The organism is Stenotrophomonas sp. STEN087, assembly GCF_056759115.1.
The window spans coordinates 28,772-53,598 of sequence record NZ_JBRRCR010000001.1; the positions used below are offsets into that span (position 1 = coordinate 28,772).

Here is a 24,827-nt window from a genome sequence, read left to right on the forward strand (position 1 = left end):
GAGACCGCTGGGGCGCGTGAGCGGCGGGCGCAGTGGCTCCGTCAGGACTTGGGTTCGGGCGCCAGGATGCGCTGTTTTGCGGCCTCAAACTCGGCCTCGCTGAGCACGCCGCTGGCCTTCAGGTCTGACAGTTTCTTCAGCTCGTCAGCCAATGAGGACGCGGCCCCGCTGCTGGCCGGCGTCGCCCTGGCTGCCGCTGTCTCCACCGGAGCTGGCGGCAGGAGCTGCGCTCCCTTGGCGCACTGCGTGGCCAGGATGTCGTAGTCCCCACCGTTGCCAAGTTCCAGGTACTTGACCACCCCGCTCTCGCCAAGGACCACAACAAAGGGACTGGTGCCGGCATAGCCGCCCATGCGGTTCCTGGCATTGACGGTACCGCAGGTCCAATAGCCTTCGACTTCCTTCTGGAACATCGGCCGCCAGGCTCCCTCGAGGAAGCCGTAGGGCATGTCGATACGGGCGGAATCCGGGTCGATCAACCTTGCGCGTACCGCGCGCTCGGTCACCTGGCGATACATCGCGAAATCCGGTTCGGAGTCTTTGTAAAGCGTCTCTCCGCCCGGCCACTGCTCGGTTGCCCGGACAAGCGTCCGATAGCGGTCAGCCCCCATCGCCTGAGTGATCTGCGCTTGCCCACGGCGCAACGAGCCAAGCACGCGCTCGCGCATCGGCCGGCTCCAGTGTGCTTCGGCGATGGCATCCTGCAGCGCGACGTAGCGGGCTCCCGCAAGCTGGCGCTCCTGGGTGCCTTTGGTGGCTGCAAGGCAGCGGAACCGCATCTCCGAACCGAAAGCGCCCTGATCGTCGCGCTCTCCAAGGATGGCGGCGCACTCCTGCGGCTTGCCACGCGCAGCGGCATCCAGGCCGGCCAGCAGGTTTTCGATGCGGGGCCGGGAATTACCGCAGACCAGCGGAACTTCGCTCTTCGCACCATTGCGCTCGATCGCGAGCGGGATGGTGGAGCCCGGTGAGAGGGTCTTGAGGATGGCAACCGCCGTGGAGGTAGCCTGCCCGGTGATTTCCTTGCCATTGACGGAAAGAAGCCGATCGCCCAGCCTCAGTACCTCGGTGTTGTACGTACCGACCACGACGGCAGCGTCATCCAGCCGAGCGCCCAGGTCGCACCTGTCCATCGGCTCGCCGCCAGCCCGGAGTGTCTGCGCCGCCTCTTTGGCAAGCGCCTTTACTTCTTTGCCACTCTGCGCCGCGCAGGTACCAGACACGGCAAGAGCCGACGCCAGGAGAACCGAATAGTGGAAAACATCCTTGAACACAAACTCCCCCTGATAAATCAATCGCACCTCGTGTGCTGCGCGATTGTAGCTGCGGACGCGGGCTATCTCACCTGCTGCAGCTGAGGGCTCTAGCCAGCGCTGCGGGGCACCACCAGACAGTGGCCTCTCAGCCAGCTGGCCAGTTCCGCCTTCGGCATCGGCTTTGCAAACAGATAGCCCTGGAAGTGATCACAACCCAAACCCACCAGCAGGTCACGCTGCGCGCTGGTTTCCACGCCTTCGGCCAGCGCGCTCATGCCCATCACCTGGGAAATCTCCACGATCTTGCCCAGCAGGTGCTGCGCGCGTTCCTGGGTGGTGGCTTCGTCAACGAAGTTGCGGTCGATCTTCAGCTTGCGTACCGGCAGCGTGCGTAGCGTGGACAGGCCGGAGAAACCGGTGCCGAAGTCGTCCAGCGCCCAGGTCACGCCCAATGCCTCCAGCGCCTTCATCTTCTCGATCGTCTCAGCGGTCTCCGCCGACAGCGCCGATTCGGTGAGCTCCAGCTCGATCAACGCCGGGTTTACCCCCGCCTCGCGGATGACGGCACTGATGGCTGCGACGAAACCGTCGTCCAGCAACTGGATGGGGCTGATGTTGACGGCAACCCGCAGGTCGCGGGTCTCTGCCTGGCTGGCCCACTGCGCCAGCAGGTCGCAGGCCTGGCGCAGCACTTCAAGCCCGATGTCACGGATCGCGCCACTTTCCTCGGCCTGCGCAATGAAGGCACCCGGCGGCAGCAGTTCGCCCGAAGGACGCCGCCAGCGCACCAGCGCTTCCACGCCGGTCACCACACCATTGCCGCGCACCTGCGGCTGGTAGTGCACTTCGATCTCACCGTTGCGCACTGAACGACCCAGCTCGCGCTCCAGGCGCAGCCGGTTGCCGATGTCCTTGCGGTAGATCGCAAATATCGCAGCCAGCAGGGTCATCGCGATGACCGTGTTGGAGCGAGCGCCCCACACGCGCACTTCAATTGGCGGCGACGTGCCGGGGGCCAGGAAATCCAGCGCACCGATGGCGAATGCCGCGAACGTGGCCAGGCAGGCCAGCGGGAACACCAGTGAACCGTAGCGCTCGCGCGCGTCGAAGGTGAAGGCAGCGCCCGCCGCAAGCGGAAGCAGGAACAGGTGCCCCGAGCGCGGCACCCAGGCAATGGGCGCATCGATCACCGCCACGCCCACCACCGACAGGAAGACGCCGTGAGCGACCATCAGCAAAGACGTGGCATCGGCGCGACGGCTGCGGGCCAAGGCGAGAATGCCGACCGCCATCACGCCAAGGAAGGGCGCGGCCAACTCGGCGCGACCAACGTAGAGGTAGCACGCCGTCCAGCCCAGTCCCAGGAGAATGCATGAGACGCCGGCCAGCTTCAAAATAGTGCCGATCTTCCTGCGGCGCGGTGCCTCCTGGAACTTCGGCAGGCCCTGCCATTTCCGCGCTGCTCTGTTGGGCATCTACCGAAGCATCCTCTTGGCATCCGGAGCGCGCGTGGTCGCGCCCCGGACGAAGGGTAGCAAAGCCCGCGCCCGGGCCAAATAGTGTCGATTTTCTGGCGCGGCCCCGCCCTGCGCCCGCTGATTCTCGTCACGCCTCGTCAACGTCGTTGAACCATTCAAAAGACGCTTGAAATCCGCCGCATCCAACCGGCCTCGATGACACGTAGAGGTAGGCACAACGCGCTGCAACAGCTGCCACTGGCGCGTTATCCGCAGGCACCCCTGCATTCATCAAGAGGCCAAACGGCCTCGTCCAGTGAGGATACGAACATGCGTAGCCAGATCCAGCGTCTTGCCATTGCCGCGGGTATCGCGGTCGCCTGTACCGCACCTGCAGTGTTTGCCGCCGACAACCCGATGGTGGGCGGTGCACCGATGTATGCCAACAAGACCATCGTGGAAAATGCCTCCACGGCCAAGAACCTCAGCACTCTGGTGGCTGCGGTGAAGGCTGCCGGCCTGGTCGATACGCTGAGCGGCAAGGGCCCGTTCACCGTGTTCGCACCCGCCAACGAAGCCTTCGAAAAACTGCCGGCCGGTACCGTGGATACGCTGCTGAAGCCTGAAAACAAGGCCAAGCTGACCAAGCTGCTGACCTACCACGTGGTATCGGGCACCTACACCTCGACCCAGCTGACCGCCGCCGCCCGCAGCCACGGTGGCACCAGCACGCTGAAGACCGTGCAGGGCGAGCCGCTGACGGTGAAGCTGCAGGACGGCAAGGTCTGGGTGATCGATGCCAAGGGTGGCAAGGCCTCGGTGACGACCGCTGATGTCATGCAGTCCAACGGCGTGGTGCACGTGGTCGACAGCGTGCTGATGCCGAAGTGACACCCGCCGGCGGGGCCCGTGCTCATGCATGGGCTCCGCTCTGCGGCAACAGCACTCAGTGCGCCTGCTGCGGCCGGCGTGCGTCCAGTGCTTCCTTGATGCGTTCAATATCCCGGCCGCCCGCGTCGGCGAGACGACGTACCTGCTGGCGCTCTTTCGGCGGTAACGGCAGGGCCTGATCATGCGGCGCGGTCTCCACCAGCCTGGCAACCGCTTCGCGCAACGGCAGCTCGGGGTACAACCGCGCGGCACACCAGCGCTCGGCGAAGCGTTTGCCCTGGCGGATGCTGGCGGCACGCACATCCTTGGTCTGCCACATCTTCTGCCCCTTCATCCAGAGGCGGACGCCGGGCCGCCCGTCCGGGATGACCGCGGCCACTTCGCGCGCGTTCCACCACAACGCCCAGCGCTCGCCGGTCTGCACCCAGCCGGACGGGGTGGGTGCGCGCTGGAAGCCGTGATGTGCAGAGGAGGTAAGCATGGCCCAGAGAATACGGAGGGCGGTCTCACGGTCTGCGACGTCGGCGATGGAAAGCAGAGGACCCCGGCAGAACCGGGGCCCCTGTCGCTTACTTTTCCTGCAGGAAGGTCAGCAGGTCCTGGTTGACCTTGTCCTTGTGGGTGTCGGTCAGGCCGTGCGGCGCACCCGGGTACACGATCAGCTTCGCACCCTTGATGAGCTTGGCCGACTGGCGGCCGGAGATGTCGATCGGCACGATCTGGTCGTCATCACCGTGGATGACCAGCGTCGGCACGTCGAACTTCTTCAGGTCGGCGCGGAAGTCGGTGGCCGAGAACGCGGCGATCGAGTCGTAGGTGTTCTTGTGGCCACCCTGCATGCCCTGCGCCCACCAGGCGTCGATCAGGCCCTGCGAGACCTTCGCGCCCGGGCGGTTGAAGCCGTAGAACGGGCCCGACGGGATGTCCTTGTAAAGCTGCGCGCGGTTGTCCATCTGCGCCTTGCGGATGCCGTCGAACACTTCGATCGGCAGGCCGTTCGGGTTGTCGGCGGTCTTCAGCATGAAGGGCGGCACCGAGCTGATCAGCACGGCCTTCTTGAGCCGGCCGGTACCATGGCGGCCGATGTAGCGCGCCACTTCGCCGCCACCGGTGGAGAAGCCGACCAAGGTCACGTCGTGCAGGTCGAGGGTGTTGATCACAGTAGCCAGGTCGTCGGCGTAGTGATCCATGTCGTTGCCATCCCAGGGCTGGCTGGAACGGCCATGGCCCCGACGGTCGTGCGCGATCACCCGGTAGCCGTGGTTGGCCAGGAAGATCATCTGCGATTCCCAGCTGTCCGAGTTCAGCGGCCAGCCGTGGCTGAAAGTGACGATCGGGCCGTCCTTCGGGCCCCAGTCCTTGTAGTACAGCTGCACGCCATCGGCGGTGGTGATGTAGCTGGCGGTGCGCGCGATGCTGGTGACGGCGGCCGGCGTGGCCGGTTCGGCAGCCTGGGCGGACAGGCCGGCCTGGACCGACAGGGCCAGCGCGGCAGCGGCCAGGGTGCGGGTGATCGTTTTCATGGGGGAGCTCGCTTGGGTGGGGGGTGTGGGACGTACTGTGCGCCGATGCCCGGGCGTTTCGGTGATGCATGGTCCGCAATACTTGATAGATCGTCTTGCACCGATGTGCGGATCAGCGCCGCGTGCAGGCGGCTGCGTCGCAACCACTGGCGGCGATGCGCCCTTTCTCCAGCACCAGAACCCGGTTGGCCCCCACAGCGCGCAGGACATGGCGATGCAGGCGCAACGGGCCGGCGGCTTCGGCTTTTCCCAGAGCAGTTCGAAGTAGCCTTCGCCGATCCGCCCGCGGATGGTGCCGGCGTCTTCGTGGTGCACCGATCCGCTGCAGGTCAGCCCGCGGTGCAGGCCCCAGGTCTGCAGCTCGGGCAGTGACTTCGAGCGCAGCGCCTCGTCGACCAGCTGCATGAGGCCAGTGGATGTGTGGGTTGCCAGGGACTGCATCGGAGAGTTCCGGAAGGGCTCATGTGCGCAGGGCGCACGTTGGGGCGCCCTGCGGTCTAACGCATCGCTGCAGACAACGGCGTTGTCAGATGTCCTGGTGGTGGTGTGCCGGCAGGGTCACCGGGGCATCGCCACCGCCTACGAAGTGGCGGACCACGGGGGCACGTTCGCCCTTGTGCAGCGCCCGCAGCGCTTCCTGGATCTGCTTGTCGTCGGCGGTGATGCGTTCGTGCTGGCGCAGATGCTCCAGCCAGGACGCCGCAACGAAATACTCCAGGTGGATGCCCGGGCTGGCGACATCCTCGACCACACCCCAGACCACCGCACCATCGCGGCGGCGGATGATGCCCAGCTGATGCATGTGCTTGTGGAAGGTCGCGCGGTCTGCGTCGTCGATGCGGTACTCGAGGGTGACCAGCACCGGGCCGCGATCATGCGAGACGGCCACCGACAGCTCCGGCGCGGGCCAGTGCCCGGCCGGACGCAGGTTCAGTTCCTCGGTGCCGGCAATGCGCACGCGCCACACCAGCAGGCCACCGACCGCCGCACCGATGGCGGCCACCAGCAGGGCCAGCTCCGGCGAGGTCTGCTGCGCCAGTGCGCCCCAGCTCAGGCCACCGGCGGCCATGCCGGCCGAGAAGATCATGATGTACAGCGCCAGGGCGCGCGCACGCACCCAGGCCGGCACCGACGTCTGCGCTGCGATCTGCAGCGAGGACAGCACGGTGATCCAGGCAAAACCATTGATCATCATCACCGGCGGCAGCAGATACCAGCTGCGCAGCAGCGCCAGGCCCACCAGGCTGCCTGCCAGGGCGAGCGTGGCCAGCAGCACCAGCATGTCGCGGTCGAGTTTGGCACGCAGCTTGGGCAGCAGCAGTGCGCCACCGACCGCGCCGATGCCGATGCAGCCCAGCAACATGCCGTACTGCCCTGCCCCGCCGTGCATCTGGCCGCGCACCACTACCGGCAGCAGCGCGTTGGCGGCGGCGGCAAAGAAGAAGAAGCCGACCGACTTGATCAGCACCGCCTGCAGCTTGCCGGCCTTGGTGGCGTAACGGATGCCTGCCTTAAGGCCGGCACCGAAGCCTTCCGGCGGCAGGCTGGACGCGGTCGCGTCGCGCTTCCACGCCCACACCACCGCCAGCATGGCGGCAAAGGTGATGGCGTTGAAGGCAAACGCGTACATGGCACCGAGCTGGGACACGATGACGCCGCCGATGGCCGGGCCGATCGAGCGCGCGATGTTGATGCCGATCGAGTTGAGTGCCACCGCCGACGCCAGCATCGGCTGCGGCACCAGTTCGGACACGATCGCGGCCTGGGCCGGCATCGCCATCGCCGCGCCGCAGCCCATGCAGAACGTCAGCAGCACCAGCAGTTCCGGGCTGAGCATCTGCAGGTGGGTCAGCACGGCCATCACCAGTGCCACCAGCAGCATCCAGCCCTGGGTGACTATCAGGTACCTGCGGCGGTCGACGATGTCGGCGAGCGTGCCGGCGGCCAGCGCCAGCAGCACGATCGGCACCGTGGTGGCGGACTGCACCAGAGCCACCATCAACGGCGAGCCGGTGCGCTCGGCCATGACCCAGGCCGCGGCTACGTCATTGACCCAGGTGCCGATGTTGCTGGCCAGGATGGCCAGCCACAGCGATCGGAACATGCCGATCTTCAGCGGGGACCAGGCGCCGGCCTGGGAAGAGTTCTGTGATGCGGTTGCATTCACCATTGCCATGCTCCAACGATTGAGGCGAACAGCGTGTCCTGGCCACCGGCCTGCTTCAGCGCAGGACCCGCATCCATCCAGGCCAGCTGCAGCTGCCATTGCCAGTATTCGCTGGCCTGCCAGCGTGTTTCGGATTTGTATTGATGGCCGATGCGACGGGGGCCGCCCGCCGTACCGGGCAGTGCCACCAGCGGCGCCGGCGTGGTGTAGACCGCATCGGCGCGGCGGTGCTTCCAGGCCAGCTGCACGCCCAGTTCGGTGGTCACCTTTTCATGCAGGCGCAGGGCCAGCGTGGGTTGGATGTCCATCAGGTTGGCCGGGGCCAGCAGGCTGGCTTCGCTGAAGTAAGCCGACTTCGGGTACAACGCATTGAACGTGCCCAGGCGACCATCGTGCAGGTTGCCATCGCCGCTGGCGATGTCCGCCTTGACGCCCGCCCGCGGCTGCAGCGGCACGTTCTGCCACTGCCAGCCGGTATCGGTAGCGACAGTCCAGGCACGGATGTCCAGGTCGGCCGCCGCCGTGCGCAGCTCGCCACCCTGCGCGACCAGTTCGGTGTTCCAGTCCAGGCCACCTGCGCGGGCGAACCAGCGTGCACCTACTGTCTGCCGGCGCTCGATGCCGCTGCCAGCGGCGAAGCGGCCCGCCTCCCGGCGGTAGTCGAGCAGGTACAGGTCCCACTGGCCTGGGCCGTGGCCGCGGGCGGTGGTGACGTAGGCACCCCACAGGTGCGCACCATGTTCACCGCGGTCATCGAAAGCGCCCGGGCGGTTCTCGACCGCGCGCAGCGCCATCAGGTCCAGCTTGCCCAGGCGACCGGCCCAACCGACGCGTGCACCGTCGAACGCAAGGCGGATGTTCGGCCCGTCTCGCACCGACAGCAGCCGCGAGCTGCCATAGCCGGCTTCCTGCCGGCCCAGCTGCACATGCATGCCGTTGTTTTCCCAGCGCCAGTACGCCTGCTGGATGTCCAGCGCACCGCGGTCGGTCTTGCCTGGGCCGCCGGCCTTGCCTTCTTCGGCATGGGCGCCCAGCTGCAGCATGGTCTGCCAGTTGTCCTGGCGGTACCGCGCCGATGCGAGGGCGCGCAGCAGTCCGTAGCCGTCCTCGCTTTCGCCGATGCCGAACCGGGTCGGGTCGTAGTACATGCCGCGCAGGCGCAGCGAGGCATCCAGCTGCAGCTGGCCATCGCCGACGTCGGTGCAGGCGCCGCCATCACAGGCCAGCGCCAGTGACGGCGTGGCCAGCAGGGCCAGGGGCAGAAGTACCGCACACTGGCGGGCAGCCTTCGCTGGCCGCGTGGCTTCGGAGGGAACGGTGTGGGCCATCGACCGCAGGGGTTCGTGGGGGCAGCACAGCTTGACGGTGCTTCGCGTGGCGGCGTAGCCCTGTTGGATGGCCGCGTTGATTACTCTTTCGGGTTACGTGCGGCGCCAACTAGGTCGATCACGCGCCGGCCAAAGGAGCAGGCATCGAGGGAATACGCGCCCGGCCCAAGTAGCAACAGGCCCAGCGGAAGCAGGACCAGAGCGGTCAACGGCCCGCTCCAAAGCATCACGCCGGTTGCCAGCAGCACGGCGAACAGGGTGAGCCATCCGGCCGCGACCAGCGCCGAGACCAGCAGCGAGACGGCGGTGTGCCACGGGTCATCGCCGATCGACAGGCACAGCGACGCGGCCAGGCACAGGCGCATCCAGAGCAGCCCGATGCCGGGCGCCCTGTCAGGGAACATCACGTAAAGCCGCTGCAAGATCGCTCCCCCTGAGCCATGAAGCGCATTAGTAGCCGGTGTAATCGGTTTCCGCCTGCCCCGAACGGGGTATATCGCGCCCATGCGCGGCACCGGCAGCTACTGCCAATGCGTTATGGCTGCCCTCTGCAACCGGGTGCTAAGCTCGCCCCGCTCCTGCTGGCTGGCCGCTGTCCGCGCACCGGGAGCCCTCCCCTACCTCGCCGCATCCCCGCAGTATTTCCGCATGATCCTCTGCCGCGCCGTCACCCGCCGCGCCATCCGGGTGCTCATCCTGAGCGCGCTGCTGGCCGTGTGTTCCGTTGCCTGGGCCACGCAGCATCCGCCGGTCCACGTGGGTTTCAGCGGTTACAACCACACCGCGTGGCGGGCCGGTCAGGGCGCACCGGGCGATATCTGGGATATCCAGCAGGACGAAACCGGCAAGCTCTGGCTGGCCACCGGCTCGGGTCTCTACACCTTCGATGGCCAGCGCTTCGAGCGCCAGGAAAGCGTGGCCGGCGCCGATGCGCCCTCGCTGAACATGATCACCCTGTTTGCCGACCGCCCGGGCAGCATGTGGATCGGCTACTACCACGCCGGCATCGGCCACCTCACCGGCGGGCGACACCTGAAAACGTACCAGCGCGCCGAAGGCGTGCCCCCCGGCGTGGTCTCCAGCTTTGCTTATGACGACCAGGGTGTGCTTTGGGCCGCCGTGGAACAGGGCCTTCGCCGCTTCATCAACGGCCGCTGGGAGAAGCTGCCGGCCTCGATGGGCGTGCCCGAGCGACGTGGCCATTGGCTGCTGAATGACTCACGCGGCACCTTCTGGGCACTGGTGGGGCAGCAGGTCTGGTACATCCCCAAGGGCGGCGCGCGATTCATCGCCACCGGCATCGGCGTTGCACAGATGTCCACGCTGGCCGAGAGTCCGTCCGGCGAAATCTGGCTGGCCGACCGCGGCCGCGGCACGATGCCGATTGCCGATGCCCACGGCATGCTGCCGGAGACCGAGCGTGAGGCGCGCCGCCTTCCCGATATCGTTGCCAGCCGCCTCGTCTTCACCTCCGATGGCGTGATGTGGGCGCCGATGCGCGGCATCGACGGCATCGGCGGCACCGCACGGGTAATCTTCGACGGCAAGACCGCGGTGGCGATGGAAACCTTCAACGTCGCCCAGGGCCTGACCTCGCCAGCTGCGGTGCCGGTGTTCGAGGATCGCGAAGGCAACATCTGGATCGGCACCAATCTCGGCCTCAGCCGCTTCCGCGCGCAGAGCGTTCGCACGCTCACCGAGGGGCCGAACGATCCGTATCGTGTGGTCAGCCGCAATTCCGCGGGCGACCTGCTCGGCTATGGCGAAGATCCCGTGCCCTACGCGCTGCAGCGGCAGACGGTGGACCTGTCGCGCGCCGGCCTGCAGGCCGCGGCGCTCGCCAACCGCACACCGTTCTGGCAGTTTGAATGGACCAACCTGGTGCTGCGGCGCGGGCGCGAACTGCAACGCATCCCGTTCCCGGGTACGGCCGAAGGCCTGCAGCCGCAGGCGCTGTATTTCCCCAATGCGCACGAAGCATGGGCCTGCGTGCAGGGCACCCTGCTCAGCCACTACGACAACGGCGCGTGGCTCAGCCCGGTAGACCTGCAGCGCAACAGCTGCAGCGCCTTGGCGCCGGATGGTCGCGGCGGCCTCATCGCCGGGTTTGCCGATGGCGCCGTCGCGCTCTACGACGGTACGCGGCTGCAGACCCTGGGCAAGAAGGACGGCCTGGACGTCGGGCCGATCACCGCGATCCTGGCGGAGGGTAACCTGCTGCTGGTCGCAGGTGAGAAAGGCCTGGCCATCCGCCGTGGCGCTTCGGCGTTCAGCGCCGTCCGCACCGATATTGCCGGCGTGCTGGAAGGCATCACCGGCATCGTGGTGGATCGCTCACGGCAGCTCTGGCTCAATGGCGGCCGCGGCCTTGTGCGGCTCGATCTTTCCACCGCACTGGAAAGCGCGACCCAGGGCGTCGTGGTCTCCCCGCGCCTGTTCGATGATGTCGATGGCATGCCGGGCGTTGCGCTGCAGAGCGGGCCGCTGCCCACCGCCCAGCTTGCGCCGGATGGCCTGCTGTGGCTGGGCACCAACCAGGGCCTGGCATGGCTGGACACCCTGAAACCGAACCGCAGCCGCTCGGCGCCGGTCACCAGCATCGGCAACGTCCACTATGGCGATGAGCAGGCGCCGCTGGCGGACGGCGCGACGATCCCCGCCGGCATCACCCAGCTGCAGATCGATTTCATCGCCCAGTCCCTCGCGCGGCCGGAACGCAATCGTTACCGCTACCGCTTGTCCCGCGTCGATGCGGGCTGGCGCGATGCCGGCAGTGCCACCACCGCCTACTACACCAATCTCGGCCCGGGCACCTATACGTTCGAGGTCATCGCGGCCAGCGAGGCATGCCGATCACCCCGATGTTCCATGTGCATGCGTGGGGCGTGCCCTACGTGGCGACCCTGATGGGCATCAAGCAGGTCTATCCGGGCCGCTACCTGCCCGGCAACCTGCTGGCCCTGATCGACCGCGAGAAGGTGACGTTCTCCCACTGCGTGCCTACCATCCTGCACATGCTGCTGGAACACCCCAGCGCGGCACAGATCGACCTGAGCCAGTGGAAGGTGATCATCGGCGGCGCGGCCCTGCCACGGGCACTGGCGCAGCGTGCGCTGGCGCTGGGCGTCGACATCTTCGGGGGGTATGGCATGTCCGAGACCTGCCCGCTGTTGACGCTGGCGCAGATCGATGTGGACGCGCTGGACGATGCGGAGGAGGAACTCTCGCTGCGGACCAAGGCGGGCATTCCGGTGCCGCTGGTGGATCTGCGCATCGTCGATCCGGAGATGCAGGACGTGGCCCACGACGGTGTCGCCACCGGTGAAGTGGTGGTGCGCGCGCCCTGGCTGACCCAGGGCTACCTGCACAACCCTGATGCATCGGCCGCGCTGTGGGCCGGTGGTTACCTGCACACCGGGGATATCGGCAACATCGATGCCGGTGGCTACCTGCGGGTGACCGACCGCATCAAGGATGTGATCAAGACCGGTGGCGAGTGGATCTCCTCGCTGGCGCTGGAGGACATCATCGCCCTGCACCCGGCGGTGAACGAGGTGGCGGTGATCGGTATCGCCGACACGAAATGGGGCGAGCGTCCCCTGCCCCTGGTGGTGCGGCATGCGGGACGCGAGGTGAGCGAAGCCGAGATCATCGAGCTGATCGCCGCGCGCAGCCGTGCCGGTGATCTTTCGCGCTATGCGATTCCCGAACGGGTTGCGTTCGTGGAGTCGCTGGAACGGACCAGCGTGGGCAAGATCAACAAGAAGAAGCTGCGCGGTCTACATGATCCAAGCACCGTCTGACGCCAACCAAACCGCGTGGACCGGCCGGTTCATCCACGCATGGCGTGGATCTACCAAGGCGGAACTCCCTCAGTAGATCCACGCCGCGCGTGGATGATTCTTGTGCAACGGGGTCGGAGCCCTTTCCTGCGGAAAGGGATCCGACCCCTGCCCTGCTTACAGGAAGTCGTAGCTCAGGGTGAAGCGCACGTTGCGGCCCGGCTGCGACCAGCGGCCGATGCCATCAGGGCTGGTTGCACCCTGGAAGATCGCGGTACCGGCACCCGCCGTACGCACGCGGTTCCACAGGTAGTACTCCTTGTTGAGCACGTTGTAGACGCCGGCGGTCAGGTTGATCTTCGGGGTGATGGCGTAGCTGCCGAACACGTCCAGCAGGGTGTACTCGCGCGCTTTGTAGGCGTAGACCGGCACCACTTCAACGCCGTAGCTGCCGTTGGTGATGCTCTTGCCGTAGTCCGACGGGTCCTTGCGCTGCTGGTGGGTGATGTTGGCGGTGACGCTCCAGCGGCGCGACGGCGCGTTGTAGGTCAGGCCGCCCACGGCCTTGGCCGGGATGATGCTGGCCAGCGGCTCGCCGTCGTTGTCGGTGCCTTCGTTGTACGAGTAGGCCACGCGGGCCAGCCAGTCATCGGCCAGCAGCCACATGCCCTCGGCTTCCACGCCCTTCACTTCCACGTCGCCGCGGTTGATCGGCATGGTGTAGGTGTAGCCGTTGCTGACCACGCCGCGGCTGTTGCGGTACTGGATGCCTTCGTCGGCCAGGTACTGGGCGGTGTCGATGAAGTTGCTGTACTTGTCACGGAACACCGACACGCCCACGCGCAGGCGATCGCTCTGGAAGCGCCAGCCCATTTCCAGGTTCAGGCTGCGCTCGGCATCCAGGTCCGGGTTGCTCCTGCCATCGGGCAACGACACCGTGGCGCCGAAGGACACGCGGGTGTAGTCGGTGCTGGACGCGCTGCCGTACATGTCATTCACGCCCGGCGCGCGGAAGCCGCGGCCGCCCTGCACCCACAGCGACTGGGTGTCGGTGAACTTGAATTCGGCGCCCAGGTTCCAGGTTGGCGAAGAGAACTTGGAGACGCCGACGCTGCCTGCGTCGTCCTCGTAGCCCGACTGGCCATTGCTACCGGCCGAGGTCTCCGGGGTGTACTTGTAGCTGTCGTAGCGCAGGCCGCCGGTCAGGCTGAGGCGGTCGTCGAGCAGGCGCACGCGGTCACGCACGTAGGCGGTCAGGTCGGTCTCGCGGGTGTCCGGCCACAGCGACGGATCGGTATCGCGGGTGAACAGGCTGCCATCGTTGCCCCAGCGCGAGTCCACGGAGTTCCAGTGGATTTTCGCCTGCTGCCAGGCGGCACCGTAGACGATGTCATGGCGCAGGCCGGCGGCTTCAAGGCTCTTGTCGAAGTCCAGGGCGACGCGGTTGCGCTTCTGCGTGTCCCAGCGGTTTTCCTGGCGCGAGCACGGATCGGTGGTCGAGCAGCGGGTGCCATAGGTGGCCGCGGTGCCGTTGGCCACCAGCACGTTGGTCTGGCCCTGGATGTAGTTCTTCTGGTAGTCGGCGGTGGCTTCCATGCTGTCGAACAGCGCGTTGTCCGCGCGCCAGGTGTACTTCAGGCCGTAGCGGTCGCGATCGCTGCGGTCTTCGGCGCTGCGGAAGAAGTACGAACCGGTACCATCGCTGCGGGTCCAGTTGTCGAGATCGTTGGTGGAGCGCGCGCGCTCATACACCACACCCAGGGTCTGGGTGTCGGTGGCCAGGAAGTTGACCTTGAACAGCAGGTTGTCGCTCTCGCGGTCGACCGGATCGGGCGTGCGGCGGCCCGGGCCAAGGCGATCGATGGTGGTGTCGTACCAGGATTCGGTCTCGTGGCCATCGCGCTTGGTGTAGACCAGCAGCGACTCGAACCTGCCGGTGCGGTTGGCCAGGGTCAGCGAACCCATGTTCTCGTCGCTGGAACCGGTGTAGCCGTACTTCACCGAACCGAAGCTGTCGTTGCCGCTGGCCTTGAGGAAATCGGCCGGGTCCTTGGTGGTGAACATCACCGCGCCGCTGAGCGCACCGCTGCCGGCGGTGATCGCGTCGGCGCCCTTGATGATCTCCACCGTCTTCACTGCTTCCAGATCGACGCTGCCGCGGCCGGAACGGAAGAATTCATAGGGCTGGTAGGTGCCCGGGTCCATGCTCTGCGGGAAGCTCAGGCCGTCCAGGGTGATGGACACGCGGTCGGCTTCCATGCCGCGGATGTTGAAGCCGTTGAAACCGGCGCGACCGAGATCGACCATTTCCACGCCGGGCACGTACCGGATGGCGTCCTCCATGCTCTGCGCGCCCTGCTGCTGCAGGTTCTTGGCCGACAGCGTGGTGACCTTCTGGTTGTCGGATTTCTTGCGCGTCTCGGTCACCTGGATGGTGTCGAGGGTGCTGTCGGCTTCAAGCGCGGCCGCACGGGCGAGGGCCGGCACGGCGAGGCTGGTGGCGACGGCAAGGGCCAGCAGTGAGGGTTGCAGTTTCATCGGGAACTCCGCAGTTGTGGAAGGTGGTTGTGCCCGTGGGCGATGTGGCCCGGGGCGTTCCTGGCTGCGGAGCGCCGGGGTGCGGCGCGGTCTGCGTTGCTGGGAGTAATCGGGAATGGGGTGTGGCTAGGGCCTGGAGACCTGCAGGCTGCCGATCTCGCTGCTGCCCTGCGCCTTGGCGGGGAGACCGCCGCCCTGGCCGGTATCGATCGGCACGGACAGGAATTCGTGCCCCCCGCCCTGCCGCGCGGCCTCGACCTGCACGCGGTACGCACCCGGCGGCAGCGCCTGGCCGCGATCATCGCGACCATCCCAGGCCACCGAATAGCGACCGGGCATGCGGGTCGGCCGGGCGATGCCCTGGATGGCCGGCAGATCGTCGCGGCCGTAGCGGCGCCACCACTGCGGCAGATCCTGCAGATAGCGGGAGCGCTCGCCCAGCACCAGCAGCTGGCGCACCGGGCTGCCATCCTCGCGGGCGATCCACATCGCCAGATAGGGCGCGTGATAGCGCTCACTTTCAAGCTGCGGCACCTGGTAGTCGATGACCAGCTGTTCGGGCGCAGCGGCTGCACCGTCGGTGGCCACCAGCAAGGACGGCCAACGCTGCGAGGCGAAGGCAGTACCGGTGTCGCTGAGGATGAGTGCGGCGACGTCCGCCATCGCATCGGCCAGTTCCAGCCCGGAGCGGATCGGCATCACCGACAGCGCAGTGGCCAGCGCATCGGCGCTGCTGGCATCGGGCGCCACCACCGTCGCCGACGGTGCGAACTGCATGGGCCAGCCCGACCAGGGGTCGAGAATGTGGCTGTACTGGCGACGGCCCACCGTGTAGCCCCGAGTCGCATGGCCGCTGGCCGCGATGGCCTGCGAGCGCAGCGCCACGGTGGCGAGCACGGGCCGGTTGTCACGCGGTGCGCGGGCATCGGCCACGCCCACCGGCCAGGGCTGCCCTGCCCCGCTGGCCTGCCGGTAACGGGCATCGCCGCCGATATCCAGAGCGATCGCGGTGGCGGCAGGTACCGCTGCACGCGCGGCGGCGAGAGCGCGATCGATGATGTAACCCTTGGCGAGGGCATCGACATCGAACACTACCGCTTGCGGACGGGTCACCGGCGCGCGGTCATCAAGGCTGACGTCGGCATTGGCCGCAGCCGAAGCCAAAGCACGCAGCTCCTCGCGCGTCGGCAGCACGCCGCTCTCCTGGGCCTGCCGCCAGCGCTGTGCCAGCGTACCCAAGCGGCAGCTGAAAAGCCCTTCGGTACGTGCCCGCCATTCCTCGCACAGACGCAGCACGGCGCGCAGATCGCCGGAAAGCTGCTGGGGTCCGCTGCTGGCATTGAAGCGACTGAGCTCGCTGTCCGCGCGCCAGCGGCTGAGCACGGCATCCAGTCGCTCGATCTCGGCCAGCGCCGCCTGCTGGGCAGCCGCCGCCTGCGCTGCAGGCGCGTCGATGCGCAGGTCCAGCGAGGTGCCGAGCACATCATCGCAGTGCAGTTCGGCAGCGCTGGCGCTGCCGGCATGCAGTCCGCACAGCGTCACGCAGGTCGCCAACAGCAGGTTGGAAAGGGACGTCATCGAGGGCTCGATCAGGCACGGGGCCTCCCGGACCACCTGATGCAGGCGGCCCGGTCAGCAGAAAGAACAACGGTTGCAACGACGGGTCACCCGCGCGGGGTGACCCGGGCAATCAACGGCGCGGTGCGGGTGCTGGCACCTTGGCGTCGGCCGCATCGACCACGCCATCCTTGTCGCGGTCGGCGGTTTCGAACAGTCGCTTGCCCGACACCTGGTACTCGGCGAAGTTCATGTGGCCATCCTTGTCACCGTCCAGCACGCCAAAGCGCACGTGCACCTGGCGGTCGCCGCCCTGGTCCAGGGCATCGATGCGGCGGTCCACGCGGGTCTCGAACTCGGCCAGGTACTCATCCAGGCTCAGCTGGCCATCGCCACTGCTGTCGGTGCGAGCGAACTGCGCATCGCGCACGCGCTGGTACTCGGCGCGGTCGACCTTGCCGTCACCGTTCTCGTCGTACAGCTCGAGGAAGCCGGCCGCGGTGTGGCTGGTCGGCATACCCAGGCGGCTGCGCTGCTGGTTGTCGAAGCGCTGCGCGCCGGCCGCGGTCTTCGCTTCGCGCTGCGGTGCGGCCTTGGCATCCGCGCCCTTGCTGGCCAGCGCCTTCTGCCCACCCTGCCAGGTCTTCTCACCGGCGGCATCGAACTCGGCGCGCGAGACCTGGCCATTCTCGTCGGTGTCCAGCGCAGCGAAACGGGCCTTGGTCTGCTCGGCCTGGGCGGCGCGTTCGCGCTCGATCTCGGCGGCCACGCGGGCATCGAACTCGGCCACGTACTCGGCTTCTTCGATGGTGCCGTTCTTGTCGGTATCGGTGGCATCGAAGCGGGTGCGGCGGAAGGTCTCGAACTCTTCCCAGGTCACCCGGCCATCGCCGTTGTCATCGTGCTCGGCGATGAATGCCAGCACGTTGTTGCCGTGGCCTCCCACCAGCGGACGCGGGGCGGGCGCGGTCTGTGCGGAGACAGCGGAAGAAAGCAGCAGCGCGGCAACGCACGCACTGGCAAGCACGGTGGTTTTCATGTCGACCTCGAAGGCGGTGTTACGGGGAAATCAGGGATTCAGCACGCGGAACGAGAGCGTGACGCTGTTGCTGTACTCGGCCACCGGCGCGCCGGCGGGCGCAGCGGTGCGGTGGCGGGTCAGCGCGATCCAGGTGCCGGCTGCGGACAGCGGCAAGCGCACGTGCCCGGCGGCATCACTCTTCAGGCTGACCACCTGCGGCGTGCGGTCCGAGCTCCACACCGCCTCGGTGACTTCCACGGCGTGGTCGGCCAGCGGCTTGCCGTCGTACTGCACGATGAAATCGAAGGTCCCGCCCACGTACAGATCGTTGGGATGGGTGACCGGTACCAGCTCTACGCCCTTGTTGCGCGGCGCCAGCGCGGCGCGGTCGGGATTGCCGACGGTGACGTAGCTGTCGGCCTGGGTGAGCGACTGGAAATCGGAGATCACCTTGGCACCGGCCGGAATCTTCACCGCCGGGTCGCGCGAACTCTCGCGCTTGCCATTCTGTTCCCAGGTGCGGAACAGCGCGCCCAGGCGCTGGCCCGTACTGAGGCGGTAGGTGCCCGTGCCTGCTGGCAGCGTGTACTCGGCCACGGTGCGGGTCTTCATCACCTGCGAGGCCAGCGGCGCCTGCTTGCCATCCGGGCCGGTCACGGTGAACTGGCTGTCATCGAACGCGGTTTCAGGGACGAAGAAGGTCTCGGCGAACGAGGCGTCGATGGCAACGGTCTGCCCTGCCCGCGGCGCGAAGTTGCTGGGCACCAGGTAGGGCGTATGGGCGTGTGCCGGCAGGGATGCAGCCATCGCCAGCGCTGCGGCGGCGAGCAGGGAAAGAGTCTTCATGGGACCTTCGTGTCGGTGAGCGTGGGCGCTGGCGAGACGAAGGTCCGGGGCTGGCGGACGGAATGCTATGCCAATGAGATTAGTTATCAATTGGTGAAATCTGGCGAAATGTATCGCTGTCTCCCGGGACGTGTCCCGACCGCAGCTATTCGCACCTCAGTCCATCGATGATCTTCAGCACGCGCTTGTCCCGCGATGCGAATGACGTGGGCAGGTGATTCTCGGCCATGTAGGCGTAGTTCGCCGTGTAGTCGGGTCCGCGCAGCATGCGTTGACAGGAATAGCGCTGGTGCATCGGCGCGAAGGAGCAGGAGGCCATCAGTTCGTCGTCTCCCTCCACGGCCGCATGCGGCCTGCCGTGCTGGCGCCAGATGAACCACGCGTCGCGCTCGCCTGGATCGGGAATGGCGAGGAGCCCGTCATCCAGGCGCTGGGCCTCGCCTGACCGGGAAACGGCGATGTCGTGGATATAGGCACCTGGCCCAAAGTCCACAAAGCGCCGTCCGCTGAAACTACGCTTCGAATGGACGGCGGACGAAATCAGAACGTCAGGGTCGATGCAGGCGTCGCCATCCTCGCGACAGTGGCTGGTGATCGCGAAGCTGCCATCCACCGCACCGTCCACGGTAGCAGCGGCCAGGCTGATGTTGATGGCATCGGGCACGCAGAAGCGACCATGCGCACCGTCGATGCGGTATCTCGTCGATCCGTCGCCACATCCAGCCAGCGCGACCGCCGTGAGCAGTGCGGCCAGCGCCGTGGCCGCCGTCGTGGGACGCGCGATCGTCATGGCATGCTATGCGCGCACCAGCGCCATCCACCGGTAGCCGACATACACGGCACCGGCGGCAATGGGCAGCAGGCTGATCCAGACCGGCAGCTTCAGCACGAAGAACATCACGACGCTGGCAACCAGTACCGCGACCGAAACCGCGATCACCCAGCCGTTGAACACCACGACATCGGCCGCGTCCTCATCCCAGCGGTTCGACGGCCGCCCCTTCACCGTGCGATGGCGGCGCAGCATCCAGACATCGATGAAGAAGTCCGCGATGCCTTCCAGCAGGCCCCCGATGAAGCCAGACATGTTCAATCCTTGAGCGTCGGCGCGTGGTGCCGATCTTCAGCTTCGACTGCGCTGGCCGTCAAGCGTGACCGCGCCGCCGCCCCTCAGCGAACATTGCCGACGGCGACCAGGAAGCCGATCAATGCCAGCCCGTAGCCGGCCAGCAGCAGGCCGGCGACAAGCCTTCGCCTGGGCCCGCCCATCGCAACCGACAGGATGACGCAGGCGATGGACGCTGCCGCGCCGAGTAGAAATGCCTGGAACAGCCCGCTACCGCCGACCGACCCGCGCCAGGCCAGGAACCCGGCGCATGCCAGTGCGATGGCGGCTGCCGTGGCCCAGAGAATGTTCATTGGATCGCCTCGGCCCAGATATGGAGCGCTACGCGCGCAGCATCCAGACATCGATGAAGAAATCCGCGATGCCTTCCAGCAGGTCCCCGATGAAGCCAGACATGTTCAATCCTTGAGCGTCGGCGCGTGGTGCCGATCTTCAGCGTCGACTGCGCTGGCCGTCAAGCGTGACCGCGCTCCCTGCGATCCGCCACATACAGCAGCAGCGCCCCGCAGCCCATCAGTACCGCCGTGGCCAGCAGCGCGCCCTGGTAGCTGCCGGTCGCCCTGGCCATGTACCCGGCGATGACCGGACCGATGATCTGTGCCACGCCATAGCCGAGGGTGATGCGCGCCATGGCCTTGGAGGGATTGGACGGCACATGGCGGCCAACCAGCGCCAGGGTGAGGCTGACGATGCCGACGAAGGTGGCGCCGAACAGCGCTGCCGACAACAGATTGATGGCCGTGCCGGACGAGACCGCAGGCAGCAGCATGCCGATGCCCTGCATTATGTAGGCCAGCAGCAGTGCCCGGGTGGCACCGAAGCGGCGGGCGATGCGGTCCCAGGCAAAGGTGGACGGCAGCGCGGCCACGCCGACGACAACCCAGACCCAGCCGCCCCTGCCCTGCAGCACGGGCAGCTTTTCAAGGATGGCGACGATGAAGGTGGCGCCGATGACGAAGCCGAAGCCCGCGCAGACATAGGCCGCGTTGAGCAGGCGCATCCACGCGGCGGACGTGGCCGGTGGAGCTGCACCCTGCGCAACCGCGGTGCTGGGCGCGGATGCCGGTGCGGGCATCCACAGCCAGGCCGGCACGAAGAACAGCAGGCCCAGCACGCCCAAGGCGATCCACTGCCCCGACCAGGTCAGCGCAGGCAGGGTCAACACCACCGCCGCACCGGACACCACGATTCCCAGCCCCATGCCGGTAAAGTGCAGGCCCAGGTCCGGGCGCCGCCCGCGCTGCAGCAGCCAGTTCAATACCAGGCCAGATGCCAGCAGCAGCCCGGCCACGCTGGACAGCCCCGACAGGAACCGCAGCACGCCCCAAGCCACCGGGTCGCGGGTCAGTCCCATGGCCACGGTACTGGCCACGGCCACCACCAGGCCGATGCGGTAGAGCACGTACTTCCGGCGGAGATCGCCCGCCGATGCCGCCAGCAGCGTGCCGGCCATGTAGCCGGCGTAGTTGATGGCAGCCAGCCAACCGGCGGCGACGTAGTCCAAGCCGGCCTGCGCCTTCATGATCGGCAGCATCGGCGTGTAGGCGAATCGGGCGAGGCCGACGGTCAGCACCAGCGCGCAGATGCCAGCGAAGATGACCCGAAACGGCGTGGTGTTTCCATCAACAGCAGCTTGGTTCATCGCATCGTGTGCCGTCTTCGCCGGATCCGGGGGGCGCTGCCGATGGTACAGCGCTGGGCCGCAGCCGATGCCATGCCATTTCGATATGGAATGACTGCATTATTTGTATTGGATGCATGGCTGGCGGGCGACCACACTGGCCATCCCATCCCACGCAACTGCTGAAATGAACCGCCCGCTCTCCCCCACCCCGTCCTGGATCCAGCACCATTACGCCGGCCTGCTGCTGACGGCCGCCGTCGCCGCCGTCGCACTCGTGCTGGGGCACTGGCTACCACTGGTGGGCGGTCCGGTGTTCGGCATCGTCCTCGGCATCGTGCTGAAGAACCTGCTCGCGCCAGGCAGCCGCTTCGATGCCGGCATCCGCTTCGGCGGCAAACAGGTGCTGCAGTGGTCGATCATCGCGCTGGGCTTCGGACTCAGCCTGGGCGAGGTGCTGAAGACCGGCATGTCATCCCTGTCGGTGACCCTGGTGACGATGTCGGTGGCCTTCCTCAGCGCCTGGCTGCTCGGCCGCTGGCTGCGCGTGGACGGCAAGATGACCGTGCTGATCGGCGTGGGTACGGCGATCTGCGGTGGCTCGGCGATTGCCGCGGTCACGCCCATCCTCAAGCCCGACGACCACGATACGGCGTTCTCGATCTCCACCATCTTCCTGTTCAACCTGGTGGCGGTGCTGCTGTTCCCGCTGCTCGGCCACCTGATGCACATGAGTGACCTGGGCTTCGGCCTGTGGGCGGGCACGGCCATCAATGACACCTCGTCGGTGGTGGCCGCCGGCTACGCCTACAGTGATCTGGCAGGTGGCTACGCGACCATCGTCAAGCTGACCCGCTCGACCCTGATCATCCCGGTCTGCCTGGTGCTGACCGTGGTGATGGCGGCCTTGGCCAAGCGCCGCAGCAACACGGCAGGCAGTGCGGGCGGCTTCAATCTCGGCGCGATCTTCCCGTGGTTCATCCTGTGGTTCCTGGTGGCGTCGGGCCTGCGTACCGCGGGCTGGGTACCTGAAGCCGCGCTGCCGGTGCTGCGTACCCTGGCTGAAGTGTTGATCGTGTTCGCGCTGTCCGCCATCGGCCTTTCCGCCAACCTGCGGCGCATGGCCGCCACCGGCATCCGCCCCATCGCGCTTGGCCTAGGTGTGTGGGTGGCCGTGGCGACCAGCAGCCTCGTGGTGCAGTACTTTATCGGGCAGCTCTGACCGAAACCCGCGCGCATGAACCTCCATCACCTGGCCATCTTCCACGCCATCGCCGAGACCGGCAGCATCTCCGCCGCTGCGATCCGCGTACGCGTGTCCCAACCGGCGCTGTCGAGGGAGCTGAAGGATTTCGAGGGGCGCCTGGGGGTGGTGCTGTTCGAGCGGCTGCCGCGCGGCATGCGGCTGACCGAACCGGGCAAGGTGCTGCATGCCTACTCGGCGCGGTTGTTCGCGGTGGCCGACAGCGCGCAGGCGGCGATGCGTGATTTCGCCGATGCCCGCGCCGGGCAGCTGTCGATGGGCGCCAGCAACACCATCGGCACCTATGTGCTGCCGCGTTTCGTCGCACAGTTCCGCACCCTGTTCCCGCAGGTGGGCATTTCCCTGTTCGTCGGCAACACCGAACAGGTTGCACAGGGCGTGGCGGACCTGCGTTTCACCGTGGGTTTCGTGGAAGGCCCGATCCGCGTCGAAGGCGTGGTTGCGGAGGAATTCAGCCGCGACGAACTGATTCCCGTGGTGGGTGCGCAGCATCCCTTGGCCAGGCGCAGACGCGCCAACCCGGCCGACATCAACGGATTGCCGCTGCTGATGCGTGAGCCCGGCTCGGGCACCCGCGAGCTGATCGGCGAGCTGCTGGAGCAGCTGGATGTACAGACCGGCAGCATCGTGGAGTTCGGCAATACCGAGGCGCTGAAGCAGGCCGCGATCCACGGCGGCGGCATTGCCTGGCTGCCCAGCATCAGCGTGGTGCGTGACCTGCAGGACGGCAGTCTGGTCCGGCTTCCGGTGCGGGCGCTGGGCCTGCAACGGCCGCTCAGCATCCTGCGCCGCGAGGGGGCCTACCAGGTGCCGGCGGTCGAGGCCTTCCTGCAGCGGGTGCGCAAAGGCTGATCTGCAGAGCCGAGCCCATGCTCGGCTGCAGGGCCTGAGTCGAGCATGGCTCGACTCTACAAAAGCTGGGCAAGCGCACGCGCCTGAGGTAGAACTAGACGACCGGTCTAATCGGGAGTATCGTGGCTCCCATGAACCCCGCTCCCGACATTGCAGGCACCGACGTCCGCCAGAAGATCCTGGCCAGCGGCCGCCGCACCATGGGCGGCAAGGGCTTCTCGGCGGTCGGCCTGAACGAGGTGCTGACCGCCGCGGGCGTGCCGAAGGGCTCGTTCTACCACTACTTCGGCTCCAAGGAGGCCTTCGGCGAAGCCCTGCTGCAGGACTACTTCGACGAGTACCTGGCCGAGATGGACCAGATCTTCGGCAGCGCCGGCCAGAACAAGGCCGAGCAGCTGGAGCGCTACTTTGCCGCCTGGATGGAGAGCCAGTCCTTCGAGGACTGCCAGGGCAAGTGCCTGGCGGTGAAGCTGGGCGCCGAAGTGGCTGACCTCTCGCCGGCCATGCGAGCGGCCCTGCGCAGTGGCACGGCCGGCATCATCGAGCGCCTGACCCGGGCGATCGAAGGTGGCCAGGCCGACGGCTCTCTGGCCAGCAACGGTGATGCAGCCGCGCTTGCACAAAGCCTCTACCAGCTGTGGCTGGGCGCCAGCATCATGGTCAAGATCGTGCGCGGCCCGCAGCCCTTCGAGAACGCGCGGCTTACCACCCGACAGATCCTGCATCCCTCACGCTGAGTGAGGGGTGCATCCGACACACTCCCTGCGGAGTGTTTTTTTACGACCGACCGCTAGACGACCGGTCTACTGCATCACCCTTCCAACAGGAGCACCACCATGAAAGTCCTCATCGTTCTGACCTCGCACGACCAGCTCGGCGACACCGGGCACAAGACCGGCTTCTGGCTGGAAGAACTGGCCGCCCCCTACTACGCCTTCAAGGATGCGGGCGCGGAGATCGTGCTGGCCTCGCCCAAGGGCGGCCAGCCGCCGCTGGACCCGAAGAGCAACGAGCGGGCGTTCCAGACCGAACTGACCCACCGCTTCGAGGCCGACGCCGACGCCAAGGCGCAGCTGGCCGCGACCGTACGCCTGGACAGCGTCGACGCTGCCGACTTCGATACCGTGTTCTACCCCGGCGGCCACGGTCCGCTGTGGGATCTGGCCAATGATGCCCACTCGATCGCGCTGATCGAATCGTTCGTTGCCAGCGGCAAGCCGGTCGGCCTGGTCTGCCACGCACCGGGCGTGCTGCGCCAGGTCAAGGCGCCCGATGGCAAGCCCTTGGTCGCCGGCAAGCAGGTCACCGGCTTTGCCAACACCGAGGAGGACGCAGTGGGCCTGACCCAGGTCGTGCCCTTCCTGGTGGAGGACATGCTGAAGGACCTGGGCGGTAACTACAGCAAGGGCCCGGACTGGGGTTCGTACGTGCGCCGCGATGGCCTGCTGGTGACGGGCCAGAACCCGGGCTCGTCGGCAGAAGCCGCCGCGGTGCTGATCCAGGCAGTCGCCAAGGCCTGAGCGCCATGAAGGAGCGGTCCGGCGCTCACACCCGGACCGCTTCACTTCGCCGTGCTACGGTGCGCGCAGAGGCACGCT

The 24,827-nt window shown here is 67.1% G+C and carries 21 protein-coding genes and 1 pseudogene; 7 read left to right on the top strand and 15 right to left on the bottom strand.

Features of this window, described 5'->3' with window-relative positions:
* Positions 1–41: 41 nt before the first annotated feature.
* Entirely contained in the window at positions 42–1,301 is a 1,260-nt protein-coding gene (locus ACVOK1_RS00125) for an SHOCT domain-containing protein (protein WP_481560634.1), read from the bottom strand.
* A 62-nt stretch (positions 1,302–1,363) separates the two neighbouring features.
* Positions 1,364–2,731, bottom strand: a complete 1,368-nt coding sequence (locus ACVOK1_RS00130) for a putative bifunctional diguanylate cyclase/phosphodiesterase (protein ID WP_481560635.1) — start codon at positions 2,729–2,731, stop codon at positions 1,364–1,366.
* Between the two features lie 312 nt (positions 2,732–3,043).
* Between ACVOK1_RS00130 and ACVOK1_RS00135 the strand changes: the two genes are divergently transcribed.
* Entirely contained in the window at positions 3,044–3,604 is a 561-nt protein-coding gene (locus tag ACVOK1_RS00135) for a fasciclin domain-containing protein (protein ID WP_200751050.1), read from the top strand.
* A gap of 55 nt (positions 3,605–3,659) precedes the next feature.
* Here the strand turns inward: ACVOK1_RS00135 and ACVOK1_RS00140 are convergent, their stop codons facing one another.
* From ACVOK1_RS00140 to ACVOK1_RS00160, 5 genes are all read right to left on the bottom strand, one after another.
* Entirely contained in the window at positions 3,660–4,085 is a 426-nt protein-coding gene (locus ACVOK1_RS00140; protein ID WP_481560636.1) for a hypothetical protein, read from the bottom strand.
* An 88-nt stretch (positions 4,086–4,173) separates the two neighbouring features.
* Positions 4,174–5,127: an alpha/beta fold hydrolase gene (locus ACVOK1_RS00145; RefSeq protein ID WP_481560637.1), complete on the bottom strand. Its 954-nt coding sequence runs from the start codon at positions 5,125–5,127 to the stop codon at positions 4,174–4,176.
* A gap of 526 nt (positions 5,128–5,653) precedes the next feature.
* Positions 5,654–7,297, bottom strand: coding sequence for an MFS transporter (locus tag ACVOK1_RS00150; RefSeq protein ID WP_481560638.1), 1,644 nt, complete (start codon positions 7,295–7,297; stop codon positions 5,654–5,656).
* Complete coding sequence (locus ACVOK1_RS00155; RefSeq protein ID WP_481560639.1) at positions 7,291–8,622, bottom strand: alginate export family protein; 1,332 nt, start codon at positions 8,620–8,622, stop codon at positions 7,291–7,293. Before ACVOK1_RS00155 ends, ACVOK1_RS00150 begins: the two co-directional genes overlap by 7 nt.
* A gap of 80 nt (positions 8,623–8,702) precedes the next feature.
* Positions 8,703–9,044 (bottom strand): hypothetical protein, encoded by a 342-nt coding sequence (locus ACVOK1_RS00160; protein WP_108768896.1) that lies wholly within the window; start codon positions 9,042–9,044, stop codon positions 8,703–8,705.
* Between the two features lie 2,032 nt (positions 9,045–11,076).
* Between ACVOK1_RS00160 and ACVOK1_RS00165 the strand changes: the two genes are divergently transcribed.
* Entirely contained in the window at positions 11,077–11,529 is a 453-nt protein-coding gene (locus ACVOK1_RS00165) for a triple tyrosine motif-containing protein (protein ID WP_481560740.1), read from the top strand.
* Positions 11,460–12,425: pseudogene (locus ACVOK1_RS00170) on the top strand (AMP-binding protein); the annotation flags it as partial. The gene ACVOK1_RS00165 and the pseudogene ACVOK1_RS00170, both read left to right, overlap by 70 nt.
* 156 nt (positions 12,426–12,581) lie before the next feature.
* Here ACVOK1_RS00170 and ACVOK1_RS00175 read toward each other — a convergent pair.
* From ACVOK1_RS00175 to ACVOK1_RS00210, 8 genes are all read right to left on the bottom strand, one after another.
* Positions 12,582–14,942, bottom strand: coding sequence for a TonB-dependent hemoglobin/transferrin/lactoferrin family receptor (locus tag ACVOK1_RS00175; protein WP_481560640.1), 2,361 nt, complete (start codon positions 14,940–14,942; stop codon positions 12,582–12,584).
* A 126-nt stretch (positions 14,943–15,068) separates the two neighbouring features.
* Positions 15,069–16,520 (bottom strand): DUF2271 domain-containing protein, encoded by a 1,452-nt coding sequence (locus ACVOK1_RS00180; RefSeq protein WP_481560641.1) that lies wholly within the window; start codon positions 16,518–16,520, stop codon positions 15,069–15,071.
* A gap of 112 nt (positions 16,521–16,632) precedes the next feature.
* Positions 16,633–17,538 carry an EF-hand domain-containing protein gene (locus tag ACVOK1_RS00185; protein WP_481560642.1) on the bottom strand — a complete coding sequence of 302 codons (906 nt, stop codon included), beginning with the start codon at positions 17,536–17,538 and terminating at the stop codon, positions 16,633–16,635.
* Positions 17,539–17,568: 30 nt separating this feature from the next.
* Positions 17,569–18,366, bottom strand: coding sequence for a DUF4198 domain-containing protein (locus tag ACVOK1_RS00190; RefSeq protein ID WP_481560643.1), 798 nt, complete (start codon positions 18,364–18,366; stop codon positions 17,569–17,571).
* 145 nt (positions 18,367–18,511) lie between these two features.
* The gene (locus tag ACVOK1_RS00195; protein ID WP_481560644.1) at positions 18,512–19,156 is read right to left on the bottom strand and encodes a hypothetical protein; all 645 of its coding nucleotides are present in this window, start codon (positions 19,154–19,156) and stop codon (positions 18,512–18,514) included.
* A 6-nt stretch (positions 19,157–19,162) separates the two neighbouring features.
* Positions 19,163–19,453: a hypothetical protein gene (locus ACVOK1_RS00200; protein ID WP_481560645.1), complete on the bottom strand. Its 291-nt coding sequence runs from the start codon at positions 19,451–19,453 to the stop codon at positions 19,163–19,165.
* Positions 19,454–19,536: 83 nt separating this feature from the next.
* Positions 19,537–19,785, bottom strand: a complete 249-nt coding sequence (locus ACVOK1_RS00205; RefSeq protein ID WP_108768908.1) for a hypothetical protein — start codon at positions 19,783–19,785, stop codon at positions 19,537–19,539.
* A 161-nt stretch (positions 19,786–19,946) separates the two neighbouring features.
* On the bottom strand, positions 19,947–21,134 hold the full coding sequence (locus tag ACVOK1_RS00210) for a YbfB/YjiJ family MFS transporter (RefSeq protein ID WP_481560646.1): 1,188 nt from the start codon (positions 21,132–21,134) through the stop codon (positions 19,947–19,949).
* Positions 21,135–21,300: 166 nt separating this feature from the next.
* Between ACVOK1_RS00210 and ACVOK1_RS00215 the strand changes: the two genes are divergently transcribed.
* The 4 genes from ACVOK1_RS00215 to ACVOK1_RS00230 all read left to right on the top strand — a co-directional run bounded on the left by ACVOK1_RS00215 (position 21,301) and on the right by ACVOK1_RS00230 (position 24,749).
* Positions 21,301–22,335, top strand: coding sequence for a YeiH family protein (locus ACVOK1_RS00215; RefSeq protein WP_481560647.1), 1,035 nt, complete (start codon positions 21,301–21,303; stop codon positions 22,333–22,335).
* A gap of 15 nt (positions 22,336–22,350) precedes the next feature.
* Positions 22,351–23,229, top strand: a complete 879-nt coding sequence (locus ACVOK1_RS00220) for a LysR family transcriptional regulator (RefSeq protein ID WP_481560648.1) — start codon at positions 22,351–22,353, stop codon at positions 23,227–23,229.
* A gap of 131 nt (positions 23,230–23,360) precedes the next feature.
* Positions 23,361–23,966 carry a TetR/AcrR family transcriptional regulator gene (locus ACVOK1_RS00225; protein ID WP_200751080.1) on the top strand — a complete coding sequence of 202 codons (606 nt, stop codon included), beginning with the start codon at positions 23,361–23,363 and terminating at the stop codon, positions 23,964–23,966.
* Between the two features lie 99 nt (positions 23,967–24,065).
* Complete coding sequence (locus ACVOK1_RS00230; protein WP_481560649.1) at positions 24,066–24,749, top strand: type 1 glutamine amidotransferase domain-containing protein; 684 nt, start codon at positions 24,066–24,068, stop codon at positions 24,747–24,749.
* Positions 24,750–24,827 lie beyond the last annotated feature (78 nt).

Excerpts from the sequence above, each read along its gene's own strand:
- ACVOK1_RS00175 (WP_481560640.1), bottom strand. The coding sequence starts at position 14,942 with ATGAAACTGCAACCCTCACTGCTGGCCCTTGCCGTCGCCACCAGCCTC.
- ACVOK1_RS00150 (WP_481560638.1), bottom strand. The coding sequence starts at position 7,297 with ATGGTGAATGCAACCGCATCACAGAACTCTTCCCAGGCCGGCGCCTGG.
- ACVOK1_RS00210 (WP_481560646.1), bottom strand. The coding sequence starts at position 21,134 with ATGAACCAAGCTGCTGTTGATGGAAACACCACGCCGTTTCGGGTCATC.
- ACVOK1_RS00215 (WP_481560647.1), top strand. The coding sequence starts at position 21,301 with ATGAACCGCCCGCTCTCCCCCACCCCGTCCTGGATCCAGCACCATTAC.
- ACVOK1_RS00130 (WP_481560635.1), bottom strand. The coding sequence starts at position 2,731 with ATGCCCAACAGAGCAGCGCGGAAATGGCAGGGCCTGCCGAAGTTCCAG.
- ACVOK1_RS00165 (WP_481560740.1), top strand. The coding sequence starts at position 11,077 with ATGCCGGGCGTTGCGCTGCAGAGCGGGCCGCTGCCCACCGCCCAGCTT.
- ACVOK1_RS00200 (WP_481560645.1), bottom strand. The coding sequence starts at position 19,453 with ATGTCTGGCTTCATCGGGGGCCTGCTGGAAGGCATCGCGGACTTCTTC.
- ACVOK1_RS00220 (WP_481560648.1), top strand. The coding sequence starts at position 22,351 with ATGAACCTCCATCACCTGGCCATCTTCCACGCCATCGCCGAGACCGGC.
- ACVOK1_RS00205 (WP_108768908.1), bottom strand. The coding sequence starts at position 19,785 with ATGAACATTCTCTGGGCCACGGCAGCCGCCATCGCACTGGCATGCGCC.
- ACVOK1_RS00185 (WP_481560642.1), bottom strand. The coding sequence starts at position 17,538 with ATGAAAACCACCGTGCTTGCCAGTGCGTGCGTTGCCGCGCTGCTGCTT.
- ACVOK1_RS00145 (WP_481560637.1), bottom strand. The coding sequence starts at position 5,127 with ATGAAAACGATCACCCGCACCCTGGCCGCTGCCGCGCTGGCCCTGTCG.
- ACVOK1_RS00140 (WP_481560636.1), bottom strand. The coding sequence starts at position 4,085 with ATGCTTACCTCCTCTGCACATCACGGCTTCCAGCGCGCACCCACCCCG.
- ACVOK1_RS00190 (WP_481560643.1), bottom strand. The coding sequence starts at position 18,366 with ATGAAGACTCTTTCCCTGCTCGCCGCCGCAGCGCTGGCGATGGCTGCA.
- ACVOK1_RS00225 (WP_200751080.1), top strand. The coding sequence starts at position 23,361 with ATGAACCCCGCTCCCGACATTGCAGGCACCGACGTCCGCCAGAAGATC.
- ACVOK1_RS00180 (WP_481560641.1), bottom strand. The coding sequence starts at position 16,520 with ATGACGTCCCTTTCCAACCTGCTGTTGGCGACCTGCGTGACGCTGTGC.
- ACVOK1_RS00230 (WP_481560649.1), top strand. The coding sequence starts at position 24,066 with ATGAAAGTCCTCATCGTTCTGACCTCGCACGACCAGCTCGGCGACACC.
- ACVOK1_RS00135 (WP_200751050.1), top strand. The coding sequence starts at position 3,044 with ATGCGTAGCCAGATCCAGCGTCTTGCCATTGCCGCGGGTATCGCGGTC.
- ACVOK1_RS00195 (WP_481560644.1), bottom strand. The coding sequence starts at position 19,156 with ATGACGATCGCGCGTCCCACGACGGCGGCCACGGCGCTGGCCGCACTG.
- ACVOK1_RS00155 (WP_481560639.1), bottom strand. The coding sequence starts at position 8,622 with ATGGCCCACACCGTTCCCTCCGAAGCCACGCGGCCAGCGAAGGCTGCC.